General features: G+C 56.6%; 26 protein-coding genes and 1 rRNA gene. 13 read left to right on the top strand and 14 right to left on the bottom strand.

Annotation, left to right across the window (positions count from 1 at the left end; genetic code table 11):
• Together rrf and lexA are read left to right on the top strand one after the other, a co-directional pair.
• Window positions 1–116 (top strand): 5S ribosomal RNA (rrf, locus tag H8709_RS11155).
• A gap of 277 nt (window positions 117–393) precedes the next feature.
• Window positions 394–1,005, top strand: coding sequence for a transcriptional repressor LexA (gene lexA, locus H8709_RS11160; RefSeq protein ID WP_262398416.1), 612 nt, complete (start codon window positions 394–396; stop codon window positions 1,003–1,005).
• 91 nt (window positions 1,006–1,096) lie between these two features.
• Here lexA and H8709_RS11165 read toward each other — a convergent pair whose 3' ends face one another.
• The 8 genes from H8709_RS11165 to H8709_RS11200 form a co-directional block, all read right to left on the bottom strand.
• Window positions 1,097–1,864, bottom strand: coding sequence for an exodeoxyribonuclease III (locus H8709_RS11165; RefSeq protein WP_262398417.1), 768 nt, complete (start codon window positions 1,862–1,864; stop codon window positions 1,097–1,099).
• Between the two features lie 248 nt (window positions 1,865–2,112).
• The gene (locus H8709_RS11170; RefSeq protein ID WP_262398418.1) at window positions 2,113–3,195 is read right to left on the bottom strand and encodes a type IV pilus twitching motility protein PilT; all 1,083 of its coding nucleotides are present in this window, start codon (window positions 3,193–3,195) and stop codon (window positions 2,113–2,115) included.
• A gap of 19 nt (window positions 3,196–3,214) precedes the next feature.
• Window positions 3,215–3,724 carry a hypothetical protein gene (locus H8709_RS11175; RefSeq protein WP_262398419.1) on the bottom strand — a complete coding sequence of 170 codons (510 nt, stop codon included), beginning with the start codon at window positions 3,722–3,724 and terminating at the stop codon, window positions 3,215–3,217.
• A gap of 56 nt (window positions 3,725–3,780) precedes the next feature.
• On the bottom strand, window positions 3,781–4,194 hold the full coding sequence (locus H8709_RS11180) for a hypothetical protein (protein WP_262398420.1): 414 nt from the start codon (window positions 4,192–4,194) through the stop codon (window positions 3,781–3,783).
• A 56-nt stretch (window positions 4,195–4,250) separates the two neighbouring features.
• The gene (locus H8709_RS11185) at window positions 4,251–4,733 is read right to left on the bottom strand and encodes a DUF4860 domain-containing protein (RefSeq protein WP_262398421.1); all 483 of its coding nucleotides are present in this window, start codon (window positions 4,731–4,733) and stop codon (window positions 4,251–4,253) included.
• 162 nt (window positions 4,734–4,895) lie between these two features.
• A complete protein-coding gene (locus tag H8709_RS11190; RefSeq protein WP_262398422.1) occupies window positions 4,896–5,237 on the bottom strand; it encodes a hypothetical protein in 342 nt (113 codons plus the stop codon).
• A 30-nt stretch (window positions 5,238–5,267) separates the two neighbouring features.
• Window positions 5,268–6,341, bottom strand: a complete 1,074-nt coding sequence (locus tag H8709_RS11195; protein WP_262398423.1) for a type II secretion system F family protein — start codon at window positions 6,339–6,341, stop codon at window positions 5,268–5,270.
• A 97-nt stretch (window positions 6,342–6,438) separates the two neighbouring features.
• The gene (locus tag H8709_RS11200) at window positions 6,439–7,401 is read right to left on the bottom strand and encodes a transglutaminase-like domain-containing protein (RefSeq protein WP_262398424.1); all 963 of its coding nucleotides are present in this window, start codon (window positions 7,399–7,401) and stop codon (window positions 6,439–6,441) included.
• Window positions 7,402–7,673: 272 nt separating this feature from the next.
• On the opposite strand from H8709_RS11200, the gene H8709_RS11205 reads away from it, so the two are divergent.
• A complete protein-coding gene (locus H8709_RS11205; RefSeq protein ID WP_262398425.1) occupies window positions 7,674–8,942 on the top strand; it encodes an AfsR/SARP family transcriptional regulator in 1,269 nt (422 codons plus the stop codon).
• Window positions 8,943–8,958: 16 nt separating this feature from the next.
• Window positions 8,959–9,162 carry a hypothetical protein gene (locus H8709_RS11210; protein WP_262398426.1) on the top strand — a complete coding sequence of 68 codons (204 nt, stop codon included), beginning with the start codon at window positions 8,959–8,961 and terminating at the stop codon, window positions 9,160–9,162.
• 366 nt (window positions 9,163–9,528) lie between these two features.
• On the opposite strand, the gene H8709_RS11215 is transcribed toward H8709_RS11210, so the two are convergent.
• Together H8709_RS11215 and H8709_RS11220 are read right to left on the bottom strand one after the other, a co-directional pair.
• Complete coding sequence (locus tag H8709_RS11215; protein ID WP_262398427.1) at window positions 9,529–10,089, bottom strand: ECF transporter S component; 561 nt, start codon at window positions 10,087–10,089, stop codon at window positions 9,529–9,531.
• 45 nt (window positions 10,090–10,134) lie between these two features.
• Window positions 10,135–10,995, bottom strand: a complete 861-nt coding sequence (locus H8709_RS11220; protein WP_262398428.1) for a pyridoxamine kinase — start codon at window positions 10,993–10,995, stop codon at window positions 10,135–10,137.
• Between the two features lie 347 nt (window positions 10,996–11,342).
• Between H8709_RS11220 and H8709_RS11225 the strand changes: the two genes are divergently transcribed.
• Together H8709_RS11225 and H8709_RS11230 are read left to right on the top strand one after the other, a co-directional pair.
• Window positions 11,343–11,525, top strand: coding sequence for a hypothetical protein (locus tag H8709_RS11225; RefSeq protein WP_262398429.1), 183 nt, complete (start codon window positions 11,343–11,345; stop codon window positions 11,523–11,525).
• Between the two features lie 209 nt (window positions 11,526–11,734).
• A complete protein-coding gene (locus H8709_RS11230; RefSeq protein WP_262398430.1) occupies window positions 11,735–12,028 on the top strand; it encodes a (2Fe-2S)-binding protein in 294 nt (97 codons plus the stop codon).
• Between the two features lie 323 nt (window positions 12,029–12,351).
• On the opposite strand, the gene H8709_RS11235 is transcribed toward H8709_RS11230, so the two are convergent.
• Window positions 12,352–13,113, bottom strand: coding sequence for a heparan-alpha-glucosaminide N-acetyltransferase (locus H8709_RS11235; RefSeq protein WP_262398431.1), 762 nt, complete (start codon window positions 13,111–13,113; stop codon window positions 12,352–12,354).
• A 396-nt stretch (window positions 13,114–13,509) separates the two neighbouring features.
• On the opposite strand from H8709_RS11235, the gene H8709_RS11240 reads away from it, so the two are divergent.
• Entirely contained in the window at window positions 13,510–14,136 is a 627-nt protein-coding gene (locus H8709_RS11240) for a nuclease-related domain-containing protein (RefSeq protein ID WP_262398432.1), read from the top strand.
• 309 nt (window positions 14,137–14,445) lie between these two features.
• On the opposite strand, the gene H8709_RS11245 is transcribed toward H8709_RS11240, so the two are convergent.
• Window positions 14,446–14,826: a DUF6483 family protein gene (locus H8709_RS11245; RefSeq protein ID WP_262398433.1), complete on the bottom strand. Its 381-nt coding sequence runs from the start codon at window positions 14,824–14,826 to the stop codon at window positions 14,446–14,448.
• A 55-nt stretch (window positions 14,827–14,881) separates the two neighbouring features.
• Between H8709_RS11245 and H8709_RS11250 the strand changes: the two genes are divergently transcribed.
• The 3 genes from H8709_RS11250 to H8709_RS11260 all read left to right on the top strand — a co-directional run bounded on the left by H8709_RS11250 (window position 14,882) and on the right by H8709_RS11260 (window position 18,990).
• A complete protein-coding gene (locus H8709_RS11250; protein ID WP_262398434.1) occupies window positions 14,882–16,375 on the top strand; it encodes an ATP-binding cassette domain-containing protein in 1,494 nt (497 codons plus the stop codon).
• A gap of 168 nt (window positions 16,376–16,543) precedes the next feature.
• On the top strand, window positions 16,544–17,629 hold the full coding sequence (gene serC, locus H8709_RS11255; protein WP_262398435.1) for a 3-phosphoserine/phosphohydroxythreonine transaminase: 1,086 nt from the start codon (window positions 16,544–16,546) through the stop codon (window positions 17,627–17,629).
• 194 nt (window positions 17,630–17,823) lie between these two features.
• Window positions 17,824–18,990 (top strand): phosphoglycerate dehydrogenase, encoded by a 1,167-nt coding sequence (locus H8709_RS11260; protein WP_262398456.1) that lies wholly within the window; start codon window positions 17,824–17,826, stop codon window positions 18,988–18,990.
• 141 nt (window positions 18,991–19,131) lie between these two features.
• On the opposite strand, the gene H8709_RS11265 is transcribed toward H8709_RS11260, so the two are convergent.
• Window positions 19,132–19,518 carry an SLOG family protein gene (locus H8709_RS11265; protein ID WP_262398436.1) on the bottom strand — a complete coding sequence of 129 codons (387 nt, stop codon included), beginning with the start codon at window positions 19,516–19,518 and terminating at the stop codon, window positions 19,132–19,134.
• Window positions 19,519–19,564: 46 nt separating this feature from the next.
• Between H8709_RS11265 and H8709_RS11270 the strand changes: the two genes are divergently transcribed.
• A complete protein-coding gene (locus H8709_RS11270) occupies window positions 19,565–19,942 on the top strand; it encodes a helix-turn-helix domain-containing protein (protein ID WP_262398437.1) in 378 nt (125 codons plus the stop codon).
• 130 nt (window positions 19,943–20,072) lie between these two features.
• Here H8709_RS11270 and typA read toward each other — a convergent pair whose 3' ends face one another.
• Complete coding sequence (gene typA, locus H8709_RS11275) at window positions 20,073–21,896, bottom strand: translational GTPase TypA (RefSeq protein WP_262398438.1); 1,824 nt, start codon at window positions 21,894–21,896, stop codon at window positions 20,073–20,075.
• Between the two features lie 389 nt (window positions 21,897–22,285).
• Here typA and H8709_RS11280 point away from each other — a divergent pair, with 389 nt between their 5' ends.
• Entirely contained in the window at window positions 22,286–23,248 is a 963-nt protein-coding gene (locus H8709_RS11280) for a type I phosphomannose isomerase catalytic subunit (protein WP_262398439.1), read from the top strand.
• Window positions 23,249–23,282: 34 nt separating this feature from the next.
• Window positions 23,283–23,792: a tRNA (uridine(34)/cytosine(34)/5-carboxymethylaminomethyluridine(34)-2'-O)-methyltransferase TrmL gene (trmL, locus tag H8709_RS11285; RefSeq protein WP_262398440.1), complete on the top strand. Its 510-nt coding sequence runs from the start codon at window positions 23,283–23,285 to the stop codon at window positions 23,790–23,792.
• The last annotated feature ends 3 nt before the right edge of the window (window positions 23,793–23,795 follow it).

Here is a 23,795-nt window from a genome sequence, read left to right on the forward strand (position 1 = left end):
CCGGTGCCTATTGCGATGAGGTCCCACCTGTTCCCATACCGAACACAGTAGTTAAGCTCATCTGTGCCGAAAATACTTGGTGGGTGACTGCCTGGGAAGATAGGTCGGTGCCGGCTTCTTCTTTGAAGAGCGGAATGATTTTCATTCCGCTCTTTTTTCGGAGATATTTGCCTTCTCCATATGGAAACGAAAGAGCCCGTGTAAATTTGGAGCGGGCCCGTTTTTCCGTTTGGGGGGTCTCCGACAATGGGTTCGGAAGTATTGGGCGTGATTTTTTGAGATATCACCATGAACAGGGAAAAAAGTAGAAAACTAGAAAAATAAGCGTTTACAAGGAACGTTTGTTTGTGTTATGATAGACATAGTAAGTGAGTGTAGAAAGGCTGATGCAACATGCATGCTACGATAGACTTTGAACAGGAGATTCTCCGCTATCTCAAAGAGCACAGCGGCGATGATATTCCCCCCACGGTCCGTGAGATCGCGGCGGGGGTGGGCATCCGCTCTACATCCACAGTCCATAAGTATTTGGGTATTTTGGAGGATAAAGGCTACATCACCAAAAAGGACGGACTTAACCGGACCATCAAGCTGACTGACCGCAGCGGTGATCAGCGCCGGATTCCCATTATCGGTACCGTAACGGCCGGCAGCCCCATTCTGGCCTATGAAGAGGTGCTGGGTTACCTCCCCTGCGTCCGAAAGGACCTCAGGGAGCTCTATGCGCTGCGCGTCAAGGGCGAAAGCATGATCAAGGTGGGAATTCTTGACGGCGACCTGGTCATTGTCAGGCGGGCCCAAACTGCGGAAAACGGGGAGATTGTCGTGGCACTCATTGACGACGAGGCTACGGTCAAACGCTTTTATAAGGAAAACGGCGGATACCGCCTCCAACCGGAGAACGATACCATGGCCCCCATCTATACTGATCATGTCCAAATTTTGGGCAAGGTGATCTCCTCGGTTCGTTTCTATGAGGAGTATTTAGAAGAGAATATGCTTTAACTTAGCGCAAAAGAAGCCAGATGGCAAGGCCATCTGGCTTCTTTTTATGTCCATGCTTACGGGAACTCCTTATATCGAAGGCCCTGGTTTTTTACAGTTTGATGGGATCTTGGAGCAATAGGCCGACTGGGCAGTGATCGCTTCCCATCACATCAGCGTAGATGAGGCTGTCCTCCATCTGCGCCTTTATCTTTTCGGAGACTAAAAAGTAGTCGATGCGCCACCCGGCGTTATTTTCTCGGGCGTGGAACATATAGGACCACCAAGAATAGGCCCCGGTTTTGTCGGGATAAAAATGGCGGAAGGAGTCCACAAATCCGCTGCTTAAGAGAGCGGTCATTTTCTGGCGCTCTTCTTTGGTAAAGCCTGCGTTGCCGCCGTTGGTCTTGTAGTTTTTTAGGTCGATCTCCTCGTGAGCCACATTCATGTCCCCGCAGATGATGACCGGCTTTTTCTTATCCAAGGCGGTGACATAGTCGCGGAAGGCGTCTTCCCACGCCATCCGGTAGTCGAGGCGGGTGAGACCCCGCTGGGCATTGGGAGTGTAGACGTTGACGAGGGTGAAGCCGCCGAACTCGGCGGTGATGACCCGCCCCTCGCTGTCGTGTTCGGGGAGGCCCAGGCCGTAGGTCACGTTTACAGACTCCTGGCGGCAGAAGACCGCCGTGCCGGAGTAGCCCTTTTTCTCGGCGCTGTTCCAGTACTGATGATAGCCGGCTAGGTCGATATCCGCCTGCCCCTGCTGCATTTTGGTCTCCTGGACGCAGAAAATGTCGGCGTCTATTTGTTGGAAAAATTCGAGAAAGCCCTTGCCCAAGCAGGCGCGCAGGCCGTTGACGTTCCAAGAAATGAGTTTCATAGAGGGATTCCTTTCTGTGGTTTTACAAATTGCTCCCATAGGCGGGAAAACATGGCGACACCCCCCGCAATTTCTGTGGCATATGGAGCGGCGGGGGAGAGGGAGCGGCGGATCGCCAAAAGCTCTAGTATAGGCCACCCCGCCGGATGTTTTGCGGGCCATGCGCGCAGGGGGATCGCCGCCCCCTCCACGCGCGGCATTTTCCGTAGCGCCGCCGCGCTATTGGCGGCGGGAAAGGCGCTCTTATGTTAAAACTTCGCGCCGGCGGCGGTCAGCTTTTTGAGCATGGTGTCGGGATTTGTTGCATACTGCAATGCGTGATGGGCGGAGATCGTCCCCTTTTTATAAAGCTCCAACAGGCTTCCATCCATGGTGCACATACCCTCCCCGGCGGAGGAATAGAGTACCGTGTCGATCTGATGGATTTTGGATTCTCTGATCATGTTGCGGATGGCGCTGTTGAGGAACATGACTTCAAAGGCGGGGACAATCTTCCCATCGGTGGTGGGGATGAGCTGCTGGGAGACGACCGCCTGGAGCACCATGGCCAGCTGGGTGCGGATTTGCTGCTGTTGGGAAGAGGGGAAGGCGTCAATGATGCGGTCGATGGTATTGGCCGCTCCCACGGTGTGCAGGGTGGAGATGACCAGATGGCCGGTCTCCGCCGCGGTCATGGCGGTGCGGATGGTCTCATAGTCCCGCATTTCGCCCAATAGGATCACGTCGGGCGCTTGGCGCAGCGCCGCCCGCAAAGCCGCGTCATAGCTGACGGTGTCGGAGGAAATTTCCCGCTGGCTCACTACGCTTTTTTTATGGCGGTGGAGATATTCAATGGGGTCCTCCAAGGTGATGATGTGGGCGTTGCGGTTTTGGTTGATGGCCTCGATGATACAGGCCAAAGTCGTCGTTTTGCCGCTGCCTGCGGGCCCGGTGACCAGTACGAAGCCCTTCGAGCGCTCCGCGATGCTCATCACCGCGTCGGGAATGCCCAGGGTGCGGGAGTCGGGCAAGGTGAAGGTGACCACCCGGATGACGGCGGAGAGAGAACCGCGCTGTTTAAAGGTACAGACGCGGAAGCGGGAGAGGCCCGGAATGGAAAAAGAAAAGTCGTCGTCGCCGCAATCCAGCAGATGGTCGGGACTGCGGTGATCGGCGGCCTCATAGAGCCCAAAGATGATCTCCTGGCTGCGCTCAGGGAGGATGCGTTCCTCGTTCTGAGGAAGGATGGCGCCGTTGATTTTATAGGAGACGGGCATGCCGCAGACAATGAAAATGTCGGAGGCGCCCTGTTCCACCGCCGAGCGGAGCATGGAGAGAAGGAGTTCGTTCATGGTGCGTCACCTTCCTTTCTTACTTAGACGGGCGCTGATCGCCCGGGTCCCAAAGTTGCATTTCATCGGAATCCCCCTCTTCGTCGGCGCGCTGCTGCCAGGAGAGGATGCGATAGCAGCGCCCCTCGGCATCAGGGGGGACAATTTCCAGAATTACGTCCAGGTGCTGGTTTTCTCCCAGCGGGACGCTGTAATAGATGCGGGAGCCATCCACCGTAAAGGGCATCCCGCTACAAAAGCACAGGGAATCAGCCGCCGCCTGATAGTAGGCGTCCATACCCCCGCCCGAGGTTTCCCAGGCGCTTTGCAGATTCTGGTTGGCTCCCGAAAGGACCCGCTCGGCCTGCCCATCGGCGGCGTAGTAGTCGGTGACGCTCTGGGCCGTGCGCCGGGTCAGGTTCCAATCGGCGCTCGACGAAACCAAGGAGAGAACCGCAAAGGTGGTCAGGCAGAGGATGACAAAGACCATGAGAATCGACGAGCCGCCCAGCGCCAGGCTGGGCGCGTTCCGGTTTTGTTCTCGCGCCAAAGCGAAGCCTCCTTTCTGCCGTTGTGTGACGCCCGGTTTTCACGGACGGACTGTATTTACAAGTACTTAGCCGCTTCCAGGGAATAAATGGGTTCTTCCTCCCCCACCCGGGATACGGCGATCTGGGCGGTGAAGAGATCCCCAGTCTGGACGGGGGTCACCCGCAGGCAGTAGACAGCCCCCTCTTGGGACGTGCTGCGCCACTCGCCGTCGTAGTAGAGGAGCGTGTCCTCCCCGTCGCTTTGGGCGTGATCGAGAAGCTCCGCGAATCCAGCGCCCTCGGCCTTGACGCACTCGGCGGCGCTTTGGGCCCGGAGAACGGCGGCGTTGAGATCGGAGCTTTTCACGCTCACCGCGTGGGCCTGGGCAAACAGGCTGACGCACACGGCGGCGGCCAGGGAGAAAAACAGGATGACGAAGATCATCTCCAGCAGAAAGAGGCTGGACTTGGAGGAAGTGCGCCGCTGCATAGAAAGCTCCTTTCTCTATTTTTTACAAATAGTATTAAACTATTGGGAAAATACAATTAGGTTTGAGAACGGGGGGAGAGAATGAGTTCCTCCCGGCTGCCGTCGGTTCCAGTGAGGGCAACGCGGAGGAGGCGGTCCTCCTGGGAGAAGGTGAGCGCGCCGATATCGGTGATCACCGCGCCGCTTTCGGGGGAGAGGGCGTGGCCCCGCTCCACCATCAGTTCCCGAAGGGTGCCCTCATAGCCGTAGATGTAGGTTTCATAGGTAACCCCCGCCTCCTCCTTGGAGAGGATGAGGGCGGGGACGCCGTCCAACTCGCCCAAAGAGAGGGAGCCGCTCGCATCGCTGTGGCGGGTCTTGCTGGCGATGTAAGCGAGCGTCGTCTGGGAGGTAAAATTGCGCTCCATCCGGTCGGTGGAGGAGCGGTAGACGTCCACCCCAAAGAGGAGCACCAAAAGGGAGGAGACCACAAAGACGGCAAAGAGGGCCACGGTGAAGAAAAAGTCGGTCATATGCTTTTGCTGGGTCATGCGCATCATGGGCTGTCCCCTCCTTTCTCCCTGTGATCGTACCTTGCTGCAAGCTGCTTTCTGTGAGCCGCCTTCTCTTGGGCGCCGCTTTTTCCCGGGTATGGTTCCTTCTAGGTGGGAATTTCCCGCTCCGTTCTTTCACAGGCGTCTCTACCTGGATTTTGCCCCCCGCTAGCCGGCGTCGGGGTGCTTGGGATAGACGGAAATATCGGGCATCAGGTTGGAGGCGAAACTCTCGTAATGGACGATGTAGTCGTCGCTGACCTGGACGCCGTAGTGCTCTTTGAGATAGGAAAGGCTCTGGGGATAGGCCCCCTCCACCGCATAGCAGTGGACCGCCGCGCGGCGGATGCTCTCTTCCGTGGAGCGCAGCGCCTCCTGTCCGGCGGACTGGGAAACGCCCTGCAACCCCCAGAAGAAAAGTCCCAATAGGGCGGCAAACAGGCACACCGGCAGCAGAATGGCCCGCGCCATCCCGCCGCCCCGCTTTCTGCTCAGCAGATGTTTCTTCATGGCCTTCGCCGCCCTTTCGTTATCGTTTGTTTAGCCGATGGAGGACATGATGCTCATCAGCGGCAGCATCACCGACAGGAGAATCATCCCCACGATGATGGAGAGAACGGCCACCAGAGTGGGTTCCAGCAGGGAGATGGCACGGCCCATCCGCTCGTCCACCTCGTCCTCATACCGGCGGGCGATGTCGGCCATCACCTTGTCCAAGGCCCCGGCCTGAAAGCCCACGCGGAGCATCCGGGCATTGACGCCGGAAAAAATCTCGGTGTCCTGTACCGCCTGGGAGAAGGTGACGCCCTCCTTCATCAGCGCCCCGCACCGCTCGATTTTGTCCCGCATGGCTTCGTCGTCCACCAGCTGATAGGCCATGTCCAGGGATTCCTGGGTGTCCAGGCCGCTTTGGAGCATGAGAGCCATGGCGTTGGCGAAGCGCCCCGCGGCCACGGTGGCGGCAAAACGTTTGGTAGCAAAGCCGCGGGTGTAGATTTTATGAAGGAAAGCCCCGCTCCAGCGGGTGTTCCTAAGAATGAGATAGGCCATGGCGATGACGGCGATGACGCCCAGGATCAGTGCGCCGTACCGGGCGAGGGCGGTGCCGAAGTTTAAAAGCCCCTGGGCCAGCGGGCTGAGGGTGGCGCCCAGGCGGGAGAGGACGTCGGAGAAGATGGGCAGCACCTTGGTGATGAGTACCACGATGACCACCGCCATCATGACGATCATCACAGCCGGGTAAGCCACCGCGTTTTTGATGGTGCGGGACAGATATTCGTCCCGCTCGTAGTAGCTGCTTAAGGACGCGGTGACGTCGTCGAGACGGCCGGTCTTTTCGCCGATTTCCACCATGTCCACCATATATTTGGGAAAGGCCCCCGAGGCGCGCAGCGCCGCAAAGAGGGGCTCGCCCATGTCCACCTGGGCGGCAATGCCGGAGATGAGCTTTTTTCCCTTGGCGTCCTGGATGTCGTCCCGCAGAATGCCAAGGCCCTCGGCGGCGGGAATCCCCGCCCGGAGCATCAGGGAAAGCTGGGAGCAAAAGGCTGCGATATCGCTGGAACTGAGCTGCTCCTTTTTGGATTGTTTGACTTGTTCTGCGTTTTCTGCCATAAGATCGTCCTCCTCGTCAAGGTGAGGCCCGCCCCGCGGGCAAAAGTGGGGGCTATGGTCATGCTTCCCCGCAGCGTCACGAAGGACGCGGGAAGCGCTAGTAGATATAATTGGGGGTGTAGTTGTCGCCGTCGCCGATATATTTGAGAATTTCCGGGTTATCTTTGCCGCCGCTGGCAAAGGTGGGGTCCATCAACTTCCAGGACTTGCCGTCGAAGTAGATGACGCCGTCGATCCAGCCCTCCTCCTTGGAGTAGACATTGAGCCAGGAGTGGTAAACCTCCCCCGAATAGCCCACCACCAGCTTGGTGGGGATGGACTGGCTGCGGAGCATGGCGCACATGACGGCGGCATAGTCAAAGCAAATGCCCTGCCCGCTTGCCAACACCTCGTCCACTTGAGGCAGGTAGCCGGAAAGCCGCCCGTCCTCCACCTGTTTGGCCTTTTCGGTGTCGTAGGAGATGCTGTCGATACAGTAGTGATAAATGTTTTCGATGACGCCGATTTCATCGCCGGCAGTGGCGGCGAGCTGGGCGCCCTTTTGTACCGTTTGGCTCCCGGCGGAGAAATTGACGTACTGGTTGGGGTATAAAAAGGGAATAAATTCATTTTCCAGAGTCACATTGACGGTGGTAGAGAAAGCGGTGGCGTATTCCTTTCCTGAGACGTTTTCATACACGGTGACGGTGTAGGCGCCGTCCCCCTCGCTCAAGGGAAAGGTTTCATACGCCCCGTCGGAGTTTAAAGCGTAGGTATAAATGGGGCTGCCGTCCTTCTGGGTGCGGAGCTTGACCTTCGGGTTTTCCCCCAGATACCGGATCATCAGGTAGCCCTGGGAGGCGTTGGAGGCGTCGATTTCCACCCTTTCGTTGCCCAAGACCTCCACGCCGGAAGCCGTGGGGGTCAGCACATTGGAGACGGCGGTTCCAGGCGGCTGACTCTGCTCCCCGGATGAGGAGGATGGCGGGGCCGATTTTTCCCCGCACCCGGCCAGAAATACCAGCAGAAGAGAGGCGAGCGCCAGGAGAAATGCCCGGGACGGGAATGGGACATTACACATTGCCGGGACTCCTCCTTTTTCGCGTTGGGGCGCCGCGGCCCGAAGCGGTTTGTCCGCAATTTCCCGGGCAAACCGTATGCATTCATTATAGCCTGCCTGCTATAAAAAAGAAAGCAGAAATTTTGTTGGGCTCAGAGGCTTGATCAGGTTAGAATTTATAGACAGAGTAAAAGAATGCTGATATAATAAAAATGAAAAGTATGACTATGGACCATCAGCCATGAAAACGACGGGATGAAACGACGCGCTTGCCATGAGGGGAGATGATTGCAATGGATGAAAACAGGACTCCATTGTCCGACGACGTGATGATTGAAGTGACGATGCTCGGCCAGTTTGAAATCCGGGTAGGGGAGCATATGATCAACGACAGCATCAACCGCACCAACAAGCTGTGGAGCCTGCTGGAATATCTGATCACCTTCAAGGACAAGGAAATTTCTCAACAGGAGCTCATCGACGCGCTCTGGCCGGGGGGGGAAAGCGACAATCCGGTCAACGCGCTGAAAAACTTGGTTTACCGTGTGCGGACGATTTTGATTAACTACGATATTCCCCACGGCAAGGAACTGATTGTCCATAAACGCAATTCCTACTGCTGGAACAGCGCCTTTCCCTGCAAGGTGGACATCGAGGAGTTTGAACGCCTTTGCAAGGAGGCCATGGATCCAGCCATCACAAAAGAGGAGCGGCTGGCCAAATATGAAGCGGCCGTCAAGCTTTATAAGGGGGACTTTCTCCCCAAATCCGCCTACGACGAATGGGTGGTGCCGCTGCATACCCATTACCATGCGCTGTATCTGCGGGCTGTCACCCACTATGTGGAGTTGCTGGAAGAGGAGAGCCGCTGGAACGAGATGGAGGCCATCTGTGAACAGGCGTTGATCATCGACCAGTTTGAAGAGGAGCTGCATGAAAAATATTTGCGCTGCCTCATCAAAACTGGGAAGCCCCAGAAAGCCCTCTCCCACTATAACTATGTCACCGAGCTTTTCTACCGGAAGCTGGGCGTCAAACCGGGGGAGGATATCCGGGAGCTCTACAAAGAAATTGTCAAAACCGAAAAGGCCATGGAAACGGATCTGGATATCATCAAGAACGATCTGTCCGAGAGCCAGGCGGCCAAGGGCGCATTTTATTGTGAATACGCCTTTTTCAAGGAGATCTACCGCTTGGAAGCCCGCAGCGCCGAGCGGCTGGGGCAGGCCGTGTTTATCGGACTGCTGACGGTGACCACCGTCGACAACAAAAAGCCCAAGGTGGAACTGCTCAACAACGCCATGGACTGCCTGCTCAAGGTCATCCGGGAAGATCTGCGCAAGGGGGACGTGGTGGCCCGCTTCAGTGCCGCCCAGTATGTGCTGATGCTGCCCACCTTGACTTACGAAAACGGGCTGATGGTCTTAAACCGTATCATCAAGCGGTTTAATCGGGAGCATCCCCGTCTGCCGGTGGTGATTCACACCAAATTGCAGCCGCTGGATCCGGTGGATTTGCAGAAGAACGCAGAGCAAAAGAAGGACATGACGAAGAGTAAATAGATAGGGGGGGGCTTCCATGGCAGCGGATGAGAAAAAACAAAAGGATAAAAAGGCCACGTTTATCGTCCAGGTGCAGTTTCGCCAAAACGCCACCTGGCAGGGCAGCATCCATTGGAATGAAAAGAATAAGACCCAGTATTTCCGCAGCACCCTGGAAATGATCAAACTGATGGACGAGGCTCTCGGCGAGGGCCGCAAAGAAGACGAAGACGACGCATAGAGAAGCAGCCGCTCATGGAGCGGCTGTTTTTGCGTTTGGGAGGATGCGGCGAGGCGGGGAACCTTCGCCAGGCGATCACGGCGAGCGGCCGGGGCATCATGCCTCCTCGCGGGCGGTCATGGCGGGGCCTGGGGCCTAAGAGCCATCGAGGGCAAAGAGGGACGCACTACCAGATGGGGAACCTGCATCCTGGCCCATCCCAGGCGAGCCCGCAAACGCTGGATACCACGTCCCCGCCTGACCACGACTGGGGATGGTGCCGTTTTCCTCGGGATCATGGCCCCGCCCTCCCCCGGCGCGCCCCAGTCCCGCCCGCTTTGGTCATAGAAGAAGGGGCCGCTCTTTCGAGCGGCCCCTCGGCGTTTGCTACTGATGGGCGGGCTGGGTTTTATGGAGTCCCACGTCGATGCCTTTGGCAAGGGGCACCGAAACAATCACCGCGATGACGGCGTTGAGGACGGAGAGTAAGAAGTCGCCGAGCGCGGCGAAGAGCACCGGTTGGGTCATGCCGTCGGAAGTGAGCATGAGGACGATCATACTGTTGAGGGGGGAAGCGAAGACATTGACCAAGATGCCGCAGGCCGCCGCCACAAAGCCCCGCTTGGCCGAGAAGGGTTTGTTCCCACGGTGCATGATAGCGCCGCAGAGAAGGCCGGTCAGGAATTTGCCCACAAAGGTGCCGGGGGCGTAGAGGGCGTAGGTGCCGCTAACGAGATCAAACAGCCCCATGCCGATGCCGCCGGCAAGGCCGCCCTTCACCCCGCCCAATACCAGGGCGCCGGTCAGGCAGAAGATGTTGCCGAAGTGGATCATGGCGCTGCCGGCGCCACCGGGAAAGGGTATCCGGATATTGATATAGGTCCCCACAAAGCTCAGCGCCGCAAAGAGCGCGGTGAGCACGAGATCTCTGGTGGTCAGTTTTTTCATGGTATCCCCATCCTTATGTTCCTATATTTGCGAAAGCGGGCAACATTAAAAGATGTGGTAGCGCTCGGGAACGTCCCGGCGCATGAGTTCCGGCAGGCAGCTTTCCAGCATGACCCCATACCGTGTGTCGCTACCGTAGCCGAAGGTGGTCTTGATGCAGATTTCGATGAACCGGGTGGCCCGGTCCATGGCCATGGGAAGGCTGTCCCCGGTGAGCATGCCGCCGGTGAGCACACTGGCGAAGATATCCCCCGTCCCCGGGTAGGAAACGGGCACATAGTCGCAGTCCACCGCCCAAAAGGCGTTTTTCTCCCGGTCGTAGCCGATGTTGGCCATTTCCCCGGTAGCCAATTTCACCCCGGTCATCACCACCTGACCCGGCCCCCGTTCGGAGAGGCGCACCAGCATGCTTTTGCCCTGGGCCCGGGTCAGGGGCGCGAAGGGATAGGCTTCCCCTAGGAGCACCGCCGCCTCGGTCAGGTTGGGGGTGATGATGTCCGCCGCGGCCACCAGCTCCCCCATCCGCCGTTGGATGGCGGGGGTACATGTGCGGTAGGGTTTGCCGTGGTCCCCCATCACCGGGTCCACCACCTTGAGGGCCTTCGGATAGCACTCAAAAAAACGGAGGCAGTGGCCGATCTGTTCCTTCGTGCTGAGAAATCCGCTGTAAATGGCCTCAAAACCGATTTGCAGCTTTTGGTAGTGCTCCAGCGCCGGTTCCATGTAGTCGGTCAGGTCCCGGTATTCCACCTCGCCCAGTCCGCCCAAATGGGTGGAGAAGACCGCCGTGGGCACGGGGCACACTTGCACCCCCATGGCTGAGAGCACCGGCAGAATGACGGTCAGCGAGCACCGTCCAAAGCCGGACAGGTCGTGAATGGCCGCCACCCGCATGGGTCGATCCATCATATTGTTTCACCCGCATTCGCAGTGTAATTTGATTATAAGCTCCCCGGACGCCAGACGCAAAAATCAAAATTTTTCCGCGGCGTTTCGGCAATTTTGCTAACCTTCACAGTTTTATCCTGTCCATTTTATCATAAAATCGGGCACAATCACAAGGAAGCGGCAAAGAATTTAGAGAGCAAAGTGGATGGGAATTCAAAGTGCATAAAAGAGAAAGGCGAGAAGGCGGTTTTGTTGGTAAAATGGTAAAAATATGCGGAAAAAGATAAAGAAAAGAATTGTAGTATTGCACGCAAATGCGGGCAGAATATAAAGGACAAACGAGATTCAAATGGAGGTAAACTGCTATGAACAAAACCGCTGTCAATGCCATGAAGGGCGCTGCTGTGGGCATCGCCGTCGGGACCGCCGCCTACATGATGTCCGGCAAGTCCATGAAGCCCCAGCGCAAAAAACTCAAAAAGGGCGTGGATAAGGCCATGGGAACCCTGTCCAATATCGTCGACAACATCACGTATATGGTAAAATAAATTTGCCCCCTTGCAAATAGGCCGCCCTTTATGGGCGGCCTATTTGTTTTTTTGTGTGCCATACAGGCCTAAAAGCAAGGGAATCTGGGAAAAACTGTACACTTACTAAAAAAGAAGTGGGAAAACGCGTCTTTTTTGTAAAAAACTCTGGTGATTCTTTTGTAAATGTTGTAGAATAGAACCATATTCTTTCTAGGGGAGGGGCAGTTATGGTTTATCGGCTCACAGTCTATGACGGCGATCAGGTCACCTATATCGACGCCACAAGGGGAGACAATCTGCTGTCCCTGCTCAGGGAAAACGGCATTCCTATCGAATGCCCCTGCAACGGCAACGTTATCTGCGGCAAATGCAAAGTCATTGCCACGGGCCTGGTGGGCACCCTCACCGATCAGGAGATGGCTATGCTCACCCCCGAAGAAGTGGAGAAGGGCGTGCGGCTGGCCTGCATGACCCGCATTGACGGCAACGCCAAGGTCTATCTGCTCCACGACGGCAAATAAATTGTGTCCACGCGCCTGTCCGTTTTATCGGATAGGCGCTTTTTTCATGGGCTTTTTCGGTAGCACCCTTTAAAAAGCGCCTCTGTCGCGCCCTCCGGGCCGCCGTCGGGTGTCGTGTGGGCGCAGCATCTGGATATGTGGCCCGGCGCGGGCGGTCTCGTCTTGGAAAAGCGGGTCCTGGCTCTAAAAGGCGGGATGCGGGAACAATGGGGATCAAACGGCCGGACGCCTAAAATCAGCCGCCCAGGATGTTTGAGAAGCAAAAAAACCGCCATCCAAAAAGAACGGCGGTTTTATTTCTAAGTCTCCGGGCGGGTTTCGCATCAGTGAATCAACATGGCGATGAGGCTCATGAGGCCGTAGAGCACCGGCTGATGGAGGACATAGATGAGCAGGGTATTGCGGCCGACGGTGCAGAGCAGGCGGCTGTGACGGCGGTAGAAAAAGGGCGGGAAGCGGCCCTCCTTGACGTAGACCCCCACGAAGGAGCCCATGAGGAAGAGGAAAAACCAGGGCAGGAGGGAAAAGTAATCCGCGGAATAGAACCCGCCGGGGAGAAGACCCAGGGGGAAGAGAAACTTGGTGGTATACCAGGCGGCGGGAAGAGAGAGTTCCCACAGGGCGGGGATGCCAACATAGCCCTCGACAATGCCGTAGGTAAAGATAAAAAGGAGTAGCGTCACCAAAGCGCCCAGGAGCGGCGGCACCTTGGAAAGAAGGGGGCGCAAAAGGGCGTAGAGCATCATGGAGACGCCCAGCATGTGGAGAATCCCGAAGACAATGAGCTCGGAGGGGAGAAAGAGGGCGGTAAACAGGGTGATGCACAGCCCGAGCCCCAGGCAGACGGCACCCCGTTTGAGATTGTTGTGGGAAAACTGGCAGGCGGTGCCGGAAATAAAGATGAACATGCCGGCGAAAAAGGTGCGCAGGCCGTTCATAAAGGGGGAGAAAAAGAAGGGAAACGAAATTTGAAAAATGGTCAGCAGGTCGTAAACCCCGTGGTAGATCACCATGCAAAGGATGGCAAAGCCCCGTATTTCGTCGATCAGGTGGACGCGCTGGCCCTGCCGCTGGATGGTTGTCATCGTTTTTTCCTCCCTTTTGTGGTTGTCTTTTGCCAGTATACCATAGTTTACCCGTTTTTCCAAAGATTCCGCCTCGTTGCGGCTCAATTGCGCGATTTACACAGCTGCGGCAAGTTTACAGATTGTTCAGAAACCGCCGCCCTATTTGGCGCGGCTCCTATTTCCATTCCAGGGGTTTTGTGATAGAATATTCTTTACAGCGCCGTCGCGTAGCCGGGAGCGGACTACGATCCGGAGTCTAGCCTGCCAAATGGAGCGCGGACAGTGTGCCGCGCAGGTCCCCTTCGGCGTATGGACAGTTCCGAAGCGGCCGCAGGCGCGACGAGGGCCGCTCTTCAGGCGGGCGTCAGCCCCCGCGGGGACGCGGCAAAAGAATGACAGAGAAGGAAAGTGGCTATGGATTTTCGTAATTTTACAACCTTCCAGTGGATATTGGCCGCCTGTGTGGCCGCCATGGTGCTGCTGGTGATCGGCGTGCTGTTTTTGACATTTCGCCGGATGTACTTATTAAAAAAGGGAAAATACAATCAGAAAAAAGCGTTCTCCATTCTGCGCCGGTACGCCTCGGTGCGCAACTTCAAGGTGTTGCAGAACGTCACCGTGGAAATTAATGGCCGCAGCGCCCACATCGACTTAATGCTGGTGGGCTTTTTCGGCATCCTCTTTTTTGAAGTGGAGGACTTCGAAGGGGAGTATTACGGCAACCTCAAGGACGAGACCTGGGCCTATGTGAGCAAGGATCTGCGCAAGACCCGGATTCCCAACGCTGTGGTGAAATTGGAGCGGGACATCGACGTCATCCGCACCATCTTCGCCGCCAACGACGTCTACAAGGTCCAGATGGAGCCCATGGTGCTGCTCTCCCCGTTTAAAAAGCGCACCGAAATCTATCTGAGCGAATCCATCCCCTATCTGCGTGTCAATGAGCTGAGAAAGCACCTGGACAAAGTCAAATACGACAAGGACAACAACGTGGATGTGCCGCGGGTGGTCTCCCTCATCGAACAGTACCGGAAAAACTAGCGGAAAGGGAAGGCGCGCGGTCAGCCGCCAGGTCGTCCCGCTACGGAAGCGGCGGGTAAGCGGCAGCCCCCCGGCTCGACACCGGCAGGACGCTGTGGAACGCGACCCCCCGTTGCCGGAGCGCGTATGCCGCCCCCATCCGGGTGGGGGAAGGTGAAGCACCGCCGAGGCGGCGCTTGAGGCGCGTGTGCCCGCTGTGTCATGGGGCGCAAAACGGCGGTGGCCCACCCTTTCCCGGACGGCTGGGTTTTGTCCGCCAAGCAGGAAAAGAGCCATCCGCCCGGAAGCGGATGGCTCTTGCGTTCTTCTTTAGCCGGACACGCCCAGGTCCTTGATGCCGTAGATGCGCTGAATGTCCCGGATGCCCTCAATGATTTCGTCGGCGCCGAACTGGGCGGCTTCCAGGGCGCCCTCGTCGAGTTCCATCAGCGCGGCGTAAAAGTCGCAGGCGATTTTGAGCATGCGGGGGGAGGGATCCTTCTCCACTTCCTCGAAGATCAGGTTTTCCGCCTCGTTGAGCCGGCGCTGAGAGAGGAGCCGCTTGACGGTAATGGCGGTCAAATCCCCTTCGGAGAGGGAATTGGCGTCCACCAGATAAAATTCCTCGGGTACCAAATCCTTTTGGAAAAAGACCTTGCCCAAAAACTGGGTCATCATTTCGATCTGTTCCAAAATCCAGTCCTTTTGCACGGGACAGCCCCCCTTTCTGTGTGGGTTCAGTATAGCATATCTATCCGTAAAATGTGTGAAGAAAACGAAAAAGCAGGTGATCGCTTTGGAAAATGAAAACATCCTGTTCCGCCTTGAAAACCTGAGCCGGGTCTTCGGCGCGGGCTTTGCCCTCAAGGACCTCAACCTGAGCATCGAGTCCCCCCAGATCGTGGGTCTCATCGGCCTCAACCGGTCGGGGAAATCGGCGCTTGCATCCCTCTTGGGCGGGGTGAGCGCGGGCTATACCGGCAAAGTCTATGTGCAGGGGTACAAGGTCAATCTGCGCAGCCCCGCCGACGCCCAACGGGCGGGTATCGTGGTGGTGACCAGAGAAAATTTCCTCTTCCCTGAAATGAGCGTGGCGGAGAACCTGTTCTTTGAGGAGTCGGAGAAGGACGGGCCCTTTCTCCATATGAAAAAATACCGGGAAAAGACCTGGGAGGTCTTTGAGACTTTGGGTATCGATATCGACGCGTCCACCCCGGTCAAGAATTTGAGCCGGGCGGAGAACGCCCTGCTGTCAGTGGCCAAAGCCTATCTGCGGGACCCGCGGGTCCTGGTTTTCGACGACATCGCCGCCGATATGACGCCTCGGGAAGCCTCGATTTTGCAAAAGGTAGTCCAAAGGCTCAGGGAAAACGGCCGGGCCGTCATCCTCATTTCCCACGACCTGCGGCAGATTGCCGCCCTTTGCGACAAGGTGGTGGTGATGAAGGAGGGCGCTTTCTCCCACGAGCTGACCGACACCGCTTATGAAAAACTGGTGGAGGCGCTGCTGGGGACGGAGTTCGGCTCCATTTATCCGCCCAAGCCCCTTCCCCGGGACGAGGAAGTCATGCGGGTTGAGAAGCTGACGGGGAAGGGCTTTGCCGACATCTCCTTCACCGTGCGCAAGGGGGAGATCGTGGGCTTGGCGGGGCTCGACGGAAGCGGCCGGGACCAGATTCTCCGCGGCCTAGCGGGCCTCACTCCCTGCAAGGGGGAAGTTTCCGTGGAGGGGGAAAGCTTCCAGATCTCATCCCCGGCCGACCCCATGGCCCGTGGCATCGTCACGGTGACCGATACCAAAGACGAGCTTTACTGTCTCAAGTTTGAGAAACTGGCCCGGCAGATCGCCGATACAGGCAAAGCGGGCGGGGCCAAGCGCCGGATGATCCAGTTCCAGGATAGTCTCGAGACCTTCGGCGGCGCGTTTGGCACGATCTTTTCCTTTAAAAAGCCAAAAGGGGAGAAGGACACCGCGTTGCAAAAGAAGCTGGACAGCCTCAACCGCGCCTTTGCCAAGGAGGCGAAGGTCTATTTGATGCATCTGCCCACCGCGCCCCTGGACGTGGTGGCCTCCACCCGGTTTTACAACGACATGGCCAGAGAGTGCGAGGACGGGGTCTCTTTTGTGATCACTTCCAATGATTTGGACGAGCTTTGCGCCGTGTGTAACACCGTGGTGGCTCTCAAAAACGGCCGTGTCGTCCAGGTGCTGACAGGTGACCATGTAACAAAGAACAATATTAACAATTTAGTTGAGTAAAATCTTGTAGAAACGCCAAAAATTTTGGCGTTTTTGCCTTTATGATTGACTATTCGTAAGCAAAAAAATATAATGATAGGTATAGCGCCGTTCCATTTGACATAATTTTGACAATAGGGAGCTTGCGCTGAGGAGACATGAAATCAATGATTTGCAGGAGGTATCTTTATGGGAAGAGTTTATAACTTTTCGGCAGGCCCATCTACCTTACCGGAGCCGGTATTAGCAAAAGCAGCCAGTGAAATGCTGGATTACAATGGAACCGGGCAGTCCGTAATGGAGATGAGCCATCGATCTAAAGAGTACGAAGAGATTATAAACGGATGTGAAGCCCTGCTCCGTCAGACCCTGAACATCCCGGATAATTACAAAGTACTGTTTTTACAGGGCGGCGCTTCCTCTCAATTTGCCATGATTCCTCTGAATCTGATGAATAAAAGCGGGAAAGCAGACTTTGTCCTGACCGGCCAGTGGGCGAAAAAAGCCTATGCGGAAGCGTCCCGTTACGGAGAGTGCAATGTCGTGGCCACCAGCGCCGATAAGACCTTCTCCTATATCCCCAAGCTGGACCCGTCTACCTTTGACAAGGACGCGGATTATTTCCACATCTGCTACAATAACACCATCTATGGCACTTGCTTCAAAGAAGCGCCGGACACTGGTGATGTGCCTTTGGTGGCGGATATGTCCTCCTTCATCCTGTCCCAGCCTATTGATGTGAGCAAGTTCGGCCTTATCTACGCCGGCGCACAGAAAAATATGGGACCGGCGGGCCTCACCGTGGTCATCATCCGCGAGGATTTGATCGGCAACGCCAGAGAAGTGACCCCCACCATGTTCAATTACCAGACCCATGCCGACAACGGCTCCATGTACAACACCCCGCCCACCTACGCCATCTACATCTGCAAGATGGTGCTTGAGTGGATTCGGGACGAAATGGGCGGCCTGGAGAAAATGTACGCTTATAACCAGAAGAAAGCAGCCATCCTCTACGACTTCCTCGATAGTTCCAAGCTCTTTAAAGGCACCGTCGTCAAAGAGGACCGGTCTCTCATGAACGTTCCCTTTGTCACCGGCGACGCGGAGCTTGACAAAAAGTTCATCGCCGAAGCCAAAGCAGCAGGATTCATTAACATCAAAGGCCACCGCTCCGTGGGCGGCATGCGCGCTTCCATCTATAACGCCATGCCCATCGAAGGCGTGGAGAAGCTGGTCGCCTTCATGAAAGCGTTTGAAGCGAACAACCAATAACCACCTACCGGTGGAGGATACCGCGCTGTAACGCGTCGGCAACATAAACGCGTGTGACGCGCCGCCTTCCGGCGGGGGATATCGCGCTGTAACGCATCGGCAGCACAAACGCGGGCGACGCGGCAGTGTCGCGGAGAAAACCCAGTTCGCGTCATCCCGACCGGAGGTCCGTCATGAAAAGGAGAGTAACCGATATGTACAATATATTGACACTCAATAAGATCAGCCCCATTGGGCTGGAAAAGTTCGACAAGAATAAGTACAGCTATGCCAGCGAGATCGAGAACCCCGACGCCGTACTGGTGCGCAGCGCCTCCATGCATGAGATGGAGTTTTCCCCCTCGCTGAAGGCCATTGCCCGGGCGGGCGCTGGCGTCAACAACATTCCGCTGGACAAATGCAGCGAGGCCGGCATCGTGGTCTTTAACACCCCCGGCGCCAACGCCAATGCGGTCAAGGAGCTGGTCATCTGTTCGCTGCTGCTTTCCTCCCGCAAAATTGTCCCGGCCATCGAGTGGGCAAAGGGCCTCAAGGGCGAGGGCGAGAATGTGGCGAAGCTGGCTGAGAAGGGAAAATCCCAGTTTGTCGGACCGGAGCTTAAGGGCAAGAAGCTGGGCGTCATCGGACTGGGCGCCATCGGTATCTTAGTGGCCAACGCCGCCATCCATCTGGGAATGGAAGTGTACGGCTATGACCCCTATATCTCGGTAGATGCGGCCTGGGGCCTGTCCCGTTCCGTCAAGCACGCGAAAACACTGGGCGAAGTCTATGAGAACAGTGATTACATCACCATCCATGTGCCCTCCACCCCCGAGACCAAGGGTATGATCAATTCCGAGTCCATCCAGACCATGAAGCACGGTGTGCGGATCATGAACTTTGCCCGCGGCGACCTGGTCGTCAAGGAAGATATTCTGGCCGCGCTGGACGAAAAGGCGGTCAAAGTCTATATCACTGACTTTTTGGAGGATGAGTTTTTGGATCATCCCGGCGTCATTGGACTGCCTCATCTGGGCGCCTCCACCCCCGAGAGCGAGGACAATTGTGCGGTCATGGCCGCTGATGAGCTCATCGACTTTTTGGAGAACGGCAATATCACCAACTCCGTCAACTTGCCGTCTGTCTCCATGCCCCGGACTACCGACACCCGTCTGGGCGTCATCCACCGCAATGTCCCCACCATGCTGACCCAGATTGCCGCCACTGTTTCCGCCCACGGCAACAACATCGAGAACATGACCAACAAGTCCAAAAAGGACTATGCCTACACGGTGCTCGATGTAGTCGGCGATGTGGATAAGGAGATTATTGCCGAGCTGGAAAAAATTGAAGGTATCATCCGCGTCTTTATTTACAAATAAATTCAATAGGAACAATAAAAATGGAGGCTTTGGGGTTTTCCCAAGAGCCTCCATTTTTTTATAACAGAGTACGGTGACCAAGGCGAAAGAGAGATAAGCCTTGGCTGGGGGGAAGGATTCAAAGAATAGAAACGACGCGCATCAATCCAGGCCGGAAGCGCCGCAGTGGGGGGATGCGGCCTTTTCCTGCTTGAGCCGGAAAAGCCGGACAGGTTTTCCGGTTTGCTGGGCATAGCGAATGGTGTAATCGGTGCCGCGGCTCTCACCGTCCCAGATGGCGATGACCATGTCACTGGCGTCCACCAGCGCCCGATTGCGAACAAAAGGCGCACCGCGCCCGTACCGGCGGTAATCAGGCCGGTACACTTGCACAGGGATACCATGCGTTTGGGCGTAAACAGCGGCTAGGTGATCCACACCGGCGGCGCCGCCCGAAAGAATTTGTGTCACCCCGGCGGGGAGGAAAGAGCCGATGCTCACCTGTTTAAGGGAGCGGGAGCCTATGACCGCGACTTTCATACAGATCATTCCCATCACTAGGTATTTCTTCTATTATACGAGGAAAACTAACGATATGCTAGTCTTTTGCGCATGGTTTGTTGTTATACTGAATCTGGTGATGCTATTGTATGAGGAAAATAAAGAAAATTACGCGCTGATCATCGCTAATATCAAGAAATATCGAAAGAAACGCGGCCTCACACAACAAGGTCTCGCTTTGCGAGCGCATATCAGCAAAGGCTATCTCAGCCAAATCGAGGCCAAGAATTACAAGCATTTTTGTTCGCTGGATGTCCTCATGAACATCGCCGATGCGTTGGAGATCCCTCTGTTTAAATTGTTTCTTCCACCCAACGTAGTTTTTATTGACGAGCAGGTCGCTGCCGAACTTGACTATGGCAAAATCCGTAGATTGTTGGATCAAGATATGGAACCTGACGAAGAACAATAAAAGGCGAGCCAACCCTCCCCTTTTTCCTATTTTTTGTATTGCCTGCAGAAAGCCGCCGGGAAGATTCCCGACGGCTTTCTGCTAGAAATGAAGAACCGCGCGGCCCTTTGCGCCGCGCGGTTTCTTTGTGCTATTCTTTATTTTTCATGACCGTCTTCATCCGCTGGGCGTTGTCCAAAATCCTCTTGCGCAGGCGGATGTTTTTGGGTGTGATTTCCACCAGCTCGTCGTCGGCGATAAATTCCAGCGCCTGCTCCAGGCTGAAGGTTCTCGGCGGCGTCAGACGAAGGGCCTCGTCGGAACCGGAGGCGCGCATGTTGGTCACGTGCTTCTTCTTGCAGACGTTGACCGCCATGTCCTCGGCCTTGGGGGACTGGCCCACGATCATGCCCTCATAGACCGGCACGCCCGCGCCGATAAAGAGCTCGCCCCGCTGCTGGGCGTTATAGAGCCCATAGGTGACCGCCTCGCCGGTCTCAAACGCGATGAGGGAACCGGTGGAACGGCGGGGGATGTCGCCTTTATATTCTTGATAGCACTCGAAGACCGAGCTCATGATGCCCTCGCCCTTGGTGTCGGTGAGAAACTCGTTGCGGTAGCCGAAGAGGCCGCGGGAGGGGATGAGGAATTCCATCTTCATCCGGCTGCCCTGGGGCATCATATGGAGCAGCTCGCCCTTGCGCACGCCCATCTTCTCCATGACCGAGCCCACGCACTCCTCGGGGACATCGGTGACTAAGCGCTCCATAGGCTCCTTGACCACGCCGTCTTTCTTTTTGAGCATGACCTTGGGGCAGCCCACCTGGAACTCAAAGCCCTCCCGGCGCATGGTCTCGATGAGGATGGACAGATGCATTTCGCCCCGGCCGCAGACCCGGAAGCTGTCGGTGGTATCGGTGGGGTAGACCCGCAGGGACACGTCCTTGAGCAGCTCCTTGAAGAGCCGGTCGTGGATCTGGCGGGAAGTGACGAACTTGCCCTCCCGCCCCGCGAAGGGGCTGTCGTTGACCGAGAAGGTCATCTCCAGGGTGGGCTCGGAAATTTTGACAAATTCAATGGCTTCGGGGGTGTCGGCCTGACAGATGGTGTCGCCGATGGTGATGCCCTCAATGCCGGAGACACAGACGATGTCGCCCACTTTGGCCTCGTCGCAGGGGACCCGGTTGAGGGCCTCGATCTCGTAGAGGTTGGCGATCTTGCCTTTATAGGAAGTTTCCTCGTCGTGGAAGTTGCATACCGAAATGTCCTGGTTCTGGCGGATGACGCCCCGCTCCACACGGCCCACGGCGATTCTGCCCACATAGTCGTTGTAGTCGATGGCGGACACCAGCATCTGCATGGGGCCCTCCGGGTCGCCCTCGGGGGCGGGGATATAGTGGATGATCTCCTCAAACAGGGGGATGAGGTCGGTGCCCTCCCCGTGGAGGTCCTTGGTGGCGGTGCCGTCCCGGCCGGAGCAGTAGATGATGGGGCTTTCCAGCTGTTCCTCGGCCGCGTCCAGGTCTAGGAGTAGTTCCAGTACCTCGTTTTCGATCTCGTCGGTACGGGCGTCGGGCCGGTCAATCTTGTTGACCACGATGATGACCTTGTGGCCGAGGGCCAGGGCCCGCTGGAGGACAAAACGGGTCTGGGGCATGGGACCCTCCGCCGCGTCGACGAGGAGCAGCACGCCGTTGACCATCTTGAGCACCCGCTCCACCTCGCCGCCGAAGTCGGCGTGTCCCGGGGTGTCGATCAGGTTGATTTTTATGTCCTTGTAGTAGACCGAGGTGTTTTTGGCCAGAATGGTGATGCCCCGCTCCCGCTCCAGGTCGCCGTTGTCCATGACTCGGTCGGCCACCACCTGGTTCTGACGGAAAGCGCCCGACTGCTTGAGCATCTCGTCCACCAGGGTGGTCTTGCCGTGGTCGACGTGGGCGATAATTGCAATATTTCTCAGATCTTCTCTAATCAAAATAAATTCCCTTCTTACATCCTTGCGCCGCTCCCATTTCCAGGCGGCTTTTTTCTGTTTCTTATAGAATTCTCACCGTATTATTATACATCAATCTCGTCAGCTTTACTATAAAAATCTTTGCATTTTTGGCCATTTAAACAAACAAAATCCCGTCTTTTCCCACTGTATTTTTCTGTCAATCTGACGAAAAGGCCGTCTGTGCGGGAAGAATATCCTCGAAGGGCCGGAAGTTTCAGCCTTGCGCGCATCGGTCCATTGTAAAAATTTAAATAACAAGATGAAATATCCTTGATTCTGGGCCCGCAATGGTGTTTAATAAAAATGGTATTGTCTGTCCGTCTGCATGGCGGGCGGCAAGAGCGCCCAGGAGAAAGGAAGGATTCAGCATGACACCGCTCAAACTGCGCCCCGCCTTTAAAGATTATCTGTGGGGAGGAACCCGGCTCAAAACCCAATTTGGCAAGCAGTCCGATCTTTCCATTGTGGCCGAAAGCTGGGAGGTGTCCTGCCACAAGGACGGCCCCAGCCGGGTGGAAAACGGCCCGTTGGCCGGGAAGACCCTGCCGGAAGCGCTTGAAACCCTGGGCCGGGAGTGCCTGGGCGCCCACGGCGCGGCGCTGGAAGAGTTCCCGGTCCTCATCAAGCTCATCGACGCCAAGCAGAGCCTCTCGGTGCAGGTCCACCCCGACGACGACTACGCCCGCCGGGTGGAGGGGGAGCAGGGAAAGAATGAGATGTGGCTGGTCCTTGACTGCGAGCCGGGAGCCTATCTCTACTACGGCTTCGCCAAAGACATCACCCGGGAGGAATTTGCCGCCCGCATCGGGGACAACACCCTCACTGACGTATTGCGCCGGGTGGAGGTCCATCCGGGGGACTGCCTCTTCATCGACGCCGGCACCCTCCACGCCATCGGCCCGGGCCTCCTCATCGCGGAAGTCCAGCAGAGCTCCAATTCCACCTACCGGGTCTATGACTTCGGGCGGGTGGGCGCCGACGGCAAGCCCAGGGAACTGCACATCGAGAAGGCGCTGGACGTCACGAAGCTCACGCGGGAGACCCGTTCGACCCGCCCCCAGGGGGAGCGGGAGGAAGGGGACGGCTACGCGAAGACCCTGCTGGTGCGCTGCCCCTATTTCACCACCGCGTTAATGGAAGTGAAAACCCAGGCGCCCCTTTGTGTGGACGAGGAGTCCTTCCGCGCCCTCACCGTACTCGACGGCAGCGGTACCCTCCGTTACCCCGGCGGCGGGATGGCGTTTCAAAAAGGGGACAGCTTCTTCCTGCCTGCCGGGCTGGGAGCGTGTGAAATCGCGGGAAAATGCCGGGTCATGACCTGTGAAATCTAATACAATAAGTATAACAGAAGGAAAATAATACAAAATGCAGGAGAAGAAACTCAACATTGTGCTGGTCGAACCCCAGATCCCCCAGAACACGGGCAACATCGCCCGGACCTGCGCCGCCACCGGGGCAAGGCTGCATCTGGTGGGGCCCATGGGCTTTCAGATCGACGACAAAAAGCTCAAGCGGGCGGGGCTTGACTACTGGCATCTGCTGGACATTTCCTATTATGATGGCCTCGACGACTTTTTTGAGAAGAACCAGGGGGAGTTTTATTACTTCACCACCAAGGGACAACACCGGTACAGCGACGTATCCTACCCGGAGGACGGGTATATCGTCTTCGGGCGGGAGGACGCGGGGCTGCCGGAGGCGCTCCTTTTCGCCCACCCCGACCGCTGTGTCCGCCTTCCGATGATCGAGGGCGCGCGAAGCCTGAACCTATCCAACACGGTGGCCATCGCGGTGTATGAGGCATTGCGGCAGCGGGACTTTCAGGGGCTCAAAACCAAAGGGCAGCTGACGAAATTTCAATGGGAGGAAGAATAAACC

It is taken from the genome of Zongyangia hominis, from assembly GCF_014385095.1.
In the GTDB taxonomy this organism is placed as follows: domain Bacteria; phylum Bacillota; class Clostridia; order Oscillospirales; family Ruminococcaceae; genus Zongyangia; species Zongyangia hominis.

Excerpts from the sequence above, each read along its gene's own strand:
- lexA (WP_262398416.1), top strand. The coding sequence starts at position 394 with ATGCATGCTACGATAGACTTTGAACAGGAGATTCTCCGCTATCTCAAA.
- H8709_RS11165 (WP_262398417.1), bottom strand. The coding sequence starts at position 1,864 with ATGAAACTCATTTCTTGGAACGTCAACGGCCTGCGCGCCTGCTTGGGC.
- H8709_RS11170 (WP_262398418.1), bottom strand. The coding sequence starts at position 3,195 with ATGAACGAACTCCTTCTCTCCATGCTCCGCTCGGCGGTGGAACAGGGC.
- H8709_RS11180 (WP_262398420.1), bottom strand. The coding sequence starts at position 4,194 with ATGCAGCGGCGCACTTCCTCCAAGTCCAGCCTCTTTCTGCTGGAGATG.
- H8709_RS11185 (WP_262398421.1), bottom strand. The coding sequence starts at position 4,733 with ATGATGCGCATGACCCAGCAAAAGCATATGACCGACTTTTTCTTCACC.
- H8709_RS11190 (WP_262398422.1), bottom strand. The coding sequence starts at position 5,237 with ATGAAGAAACATCTGCTGAGCAGAAAGCGGGGCGGCGGGATGGCGCGG.
- H8709_RS11195 (WP_262398423.1), bottom strand. The coding sequence starts at position 6,341 with ATGGCAGAAAACGCAGAACAAGTCAAACAATCCAAAAAGGAGCAGCTC.
- H8709_RS11200 (WP_262398424.1), bottom strand. The coding sequence starts at position 7,401 with ATGTGTAATGTCCCATTCCCGTCCCGGGCATTTCTCCTGGCGCTCGCC.
- H8709_RS11205 (WP_262398425.1), top strand. The coding sequence starts at position 7,674 with ATGGATGAAAACAGGACTCCATTGTCCGACGACGTGATGATTGAAGTG.
- H8709_RS11210 (WP_262398426.1), top strand. The coding sequence starts at position 8,959 with ATGGCAGCGGATGAGAAAAAACAAAAGGATAAAAAGGCCACGTTTATC.
- H8709_RS11215 (WP_262398427.1), bottom strand. The coding sequence starts at position 10,089 with ATGAAAAAACTGACCACCAGAGATCTCGTGCTCACCGCGCTCTTTGCG.
- H8709_RS11220 (WP_262398428.1), bottom strand. The coding sequence starts at position 10,995 with ATGGATCGACCCATGCGGGTGGCGGCCATTCACGACCTGTCCGGCTTT.
- H8709_RS11225 (WP_262398429.1), top strand. The coding sequence starts at position 11,343 with ATGAACAAAACCGCTGTCAATGCCATGAAGGGCGCTGCTGTGGGCATC.
- H8709_RS11230 (WP_262398430.1), top strand. The coding sequence starts at position 11,735 with ATGGTTTATCGGCTCACAGTCTATGACGGCGATCAGGTCACCTATATC.
- H8709_RS11235 (WP_262398431.1), bottom strand. The coding sequence starts at position 13,113 with ATGACAACCATCCAGCGGCAGGGCCAGCGCGTCCACCTGATCGACGAA.
- H8709_RS11240 (WP_262398432.1), top strand. The coding sequence starts at position 13,510 with ATGGATTTTCGTAATTTTACAACCTTCCAGTGGATATTGGCCGCCTGT.
- serC (WP_262398435.1), top strand. The coding sequence starts at position 16,544 with ATGGGAAGAGTTTATAACTTTTCGGCAGGCCCATCTACCTTACCGGAG.
- H8709_RS11260 (WP_262398456.1), top strand. The coding sequence starts at position 17,824 with ATGTACAATATATTGACACTCAATAAGATCAGCCCCATTGGGCTGGAA.
- H8709_RS11265 (WP_262398436.1), bottom strand. The coding sequence starts at position 19,518 with ATGATCTGTATGAAAGTCGCGGTCATAGGCTCCCGCTCCCTTAAACAG.
- H8709_RS11270 (WP_262398437.1), top strand. The coding sequence starts at position 19,565 with ATGCTAGTCTTTTGCGCATGGTTTGTTGTTATACTGAATCTGGTGATG.
- H8709_RS11280 (WP_262398439.1), top strand. The coding sequence starts at position 22,286 with ATGACACCGCTCAAACTGCGCCCCGCCTTTAAAGATTATCTGTGGGGA.
- trmL (WP_262398440.1), top strand. The coding sequence starts at position 23,283 with ATGCAGGAGAAGAAACTCAACATTGTGCTGGTCGAACCCCAGATCCCC.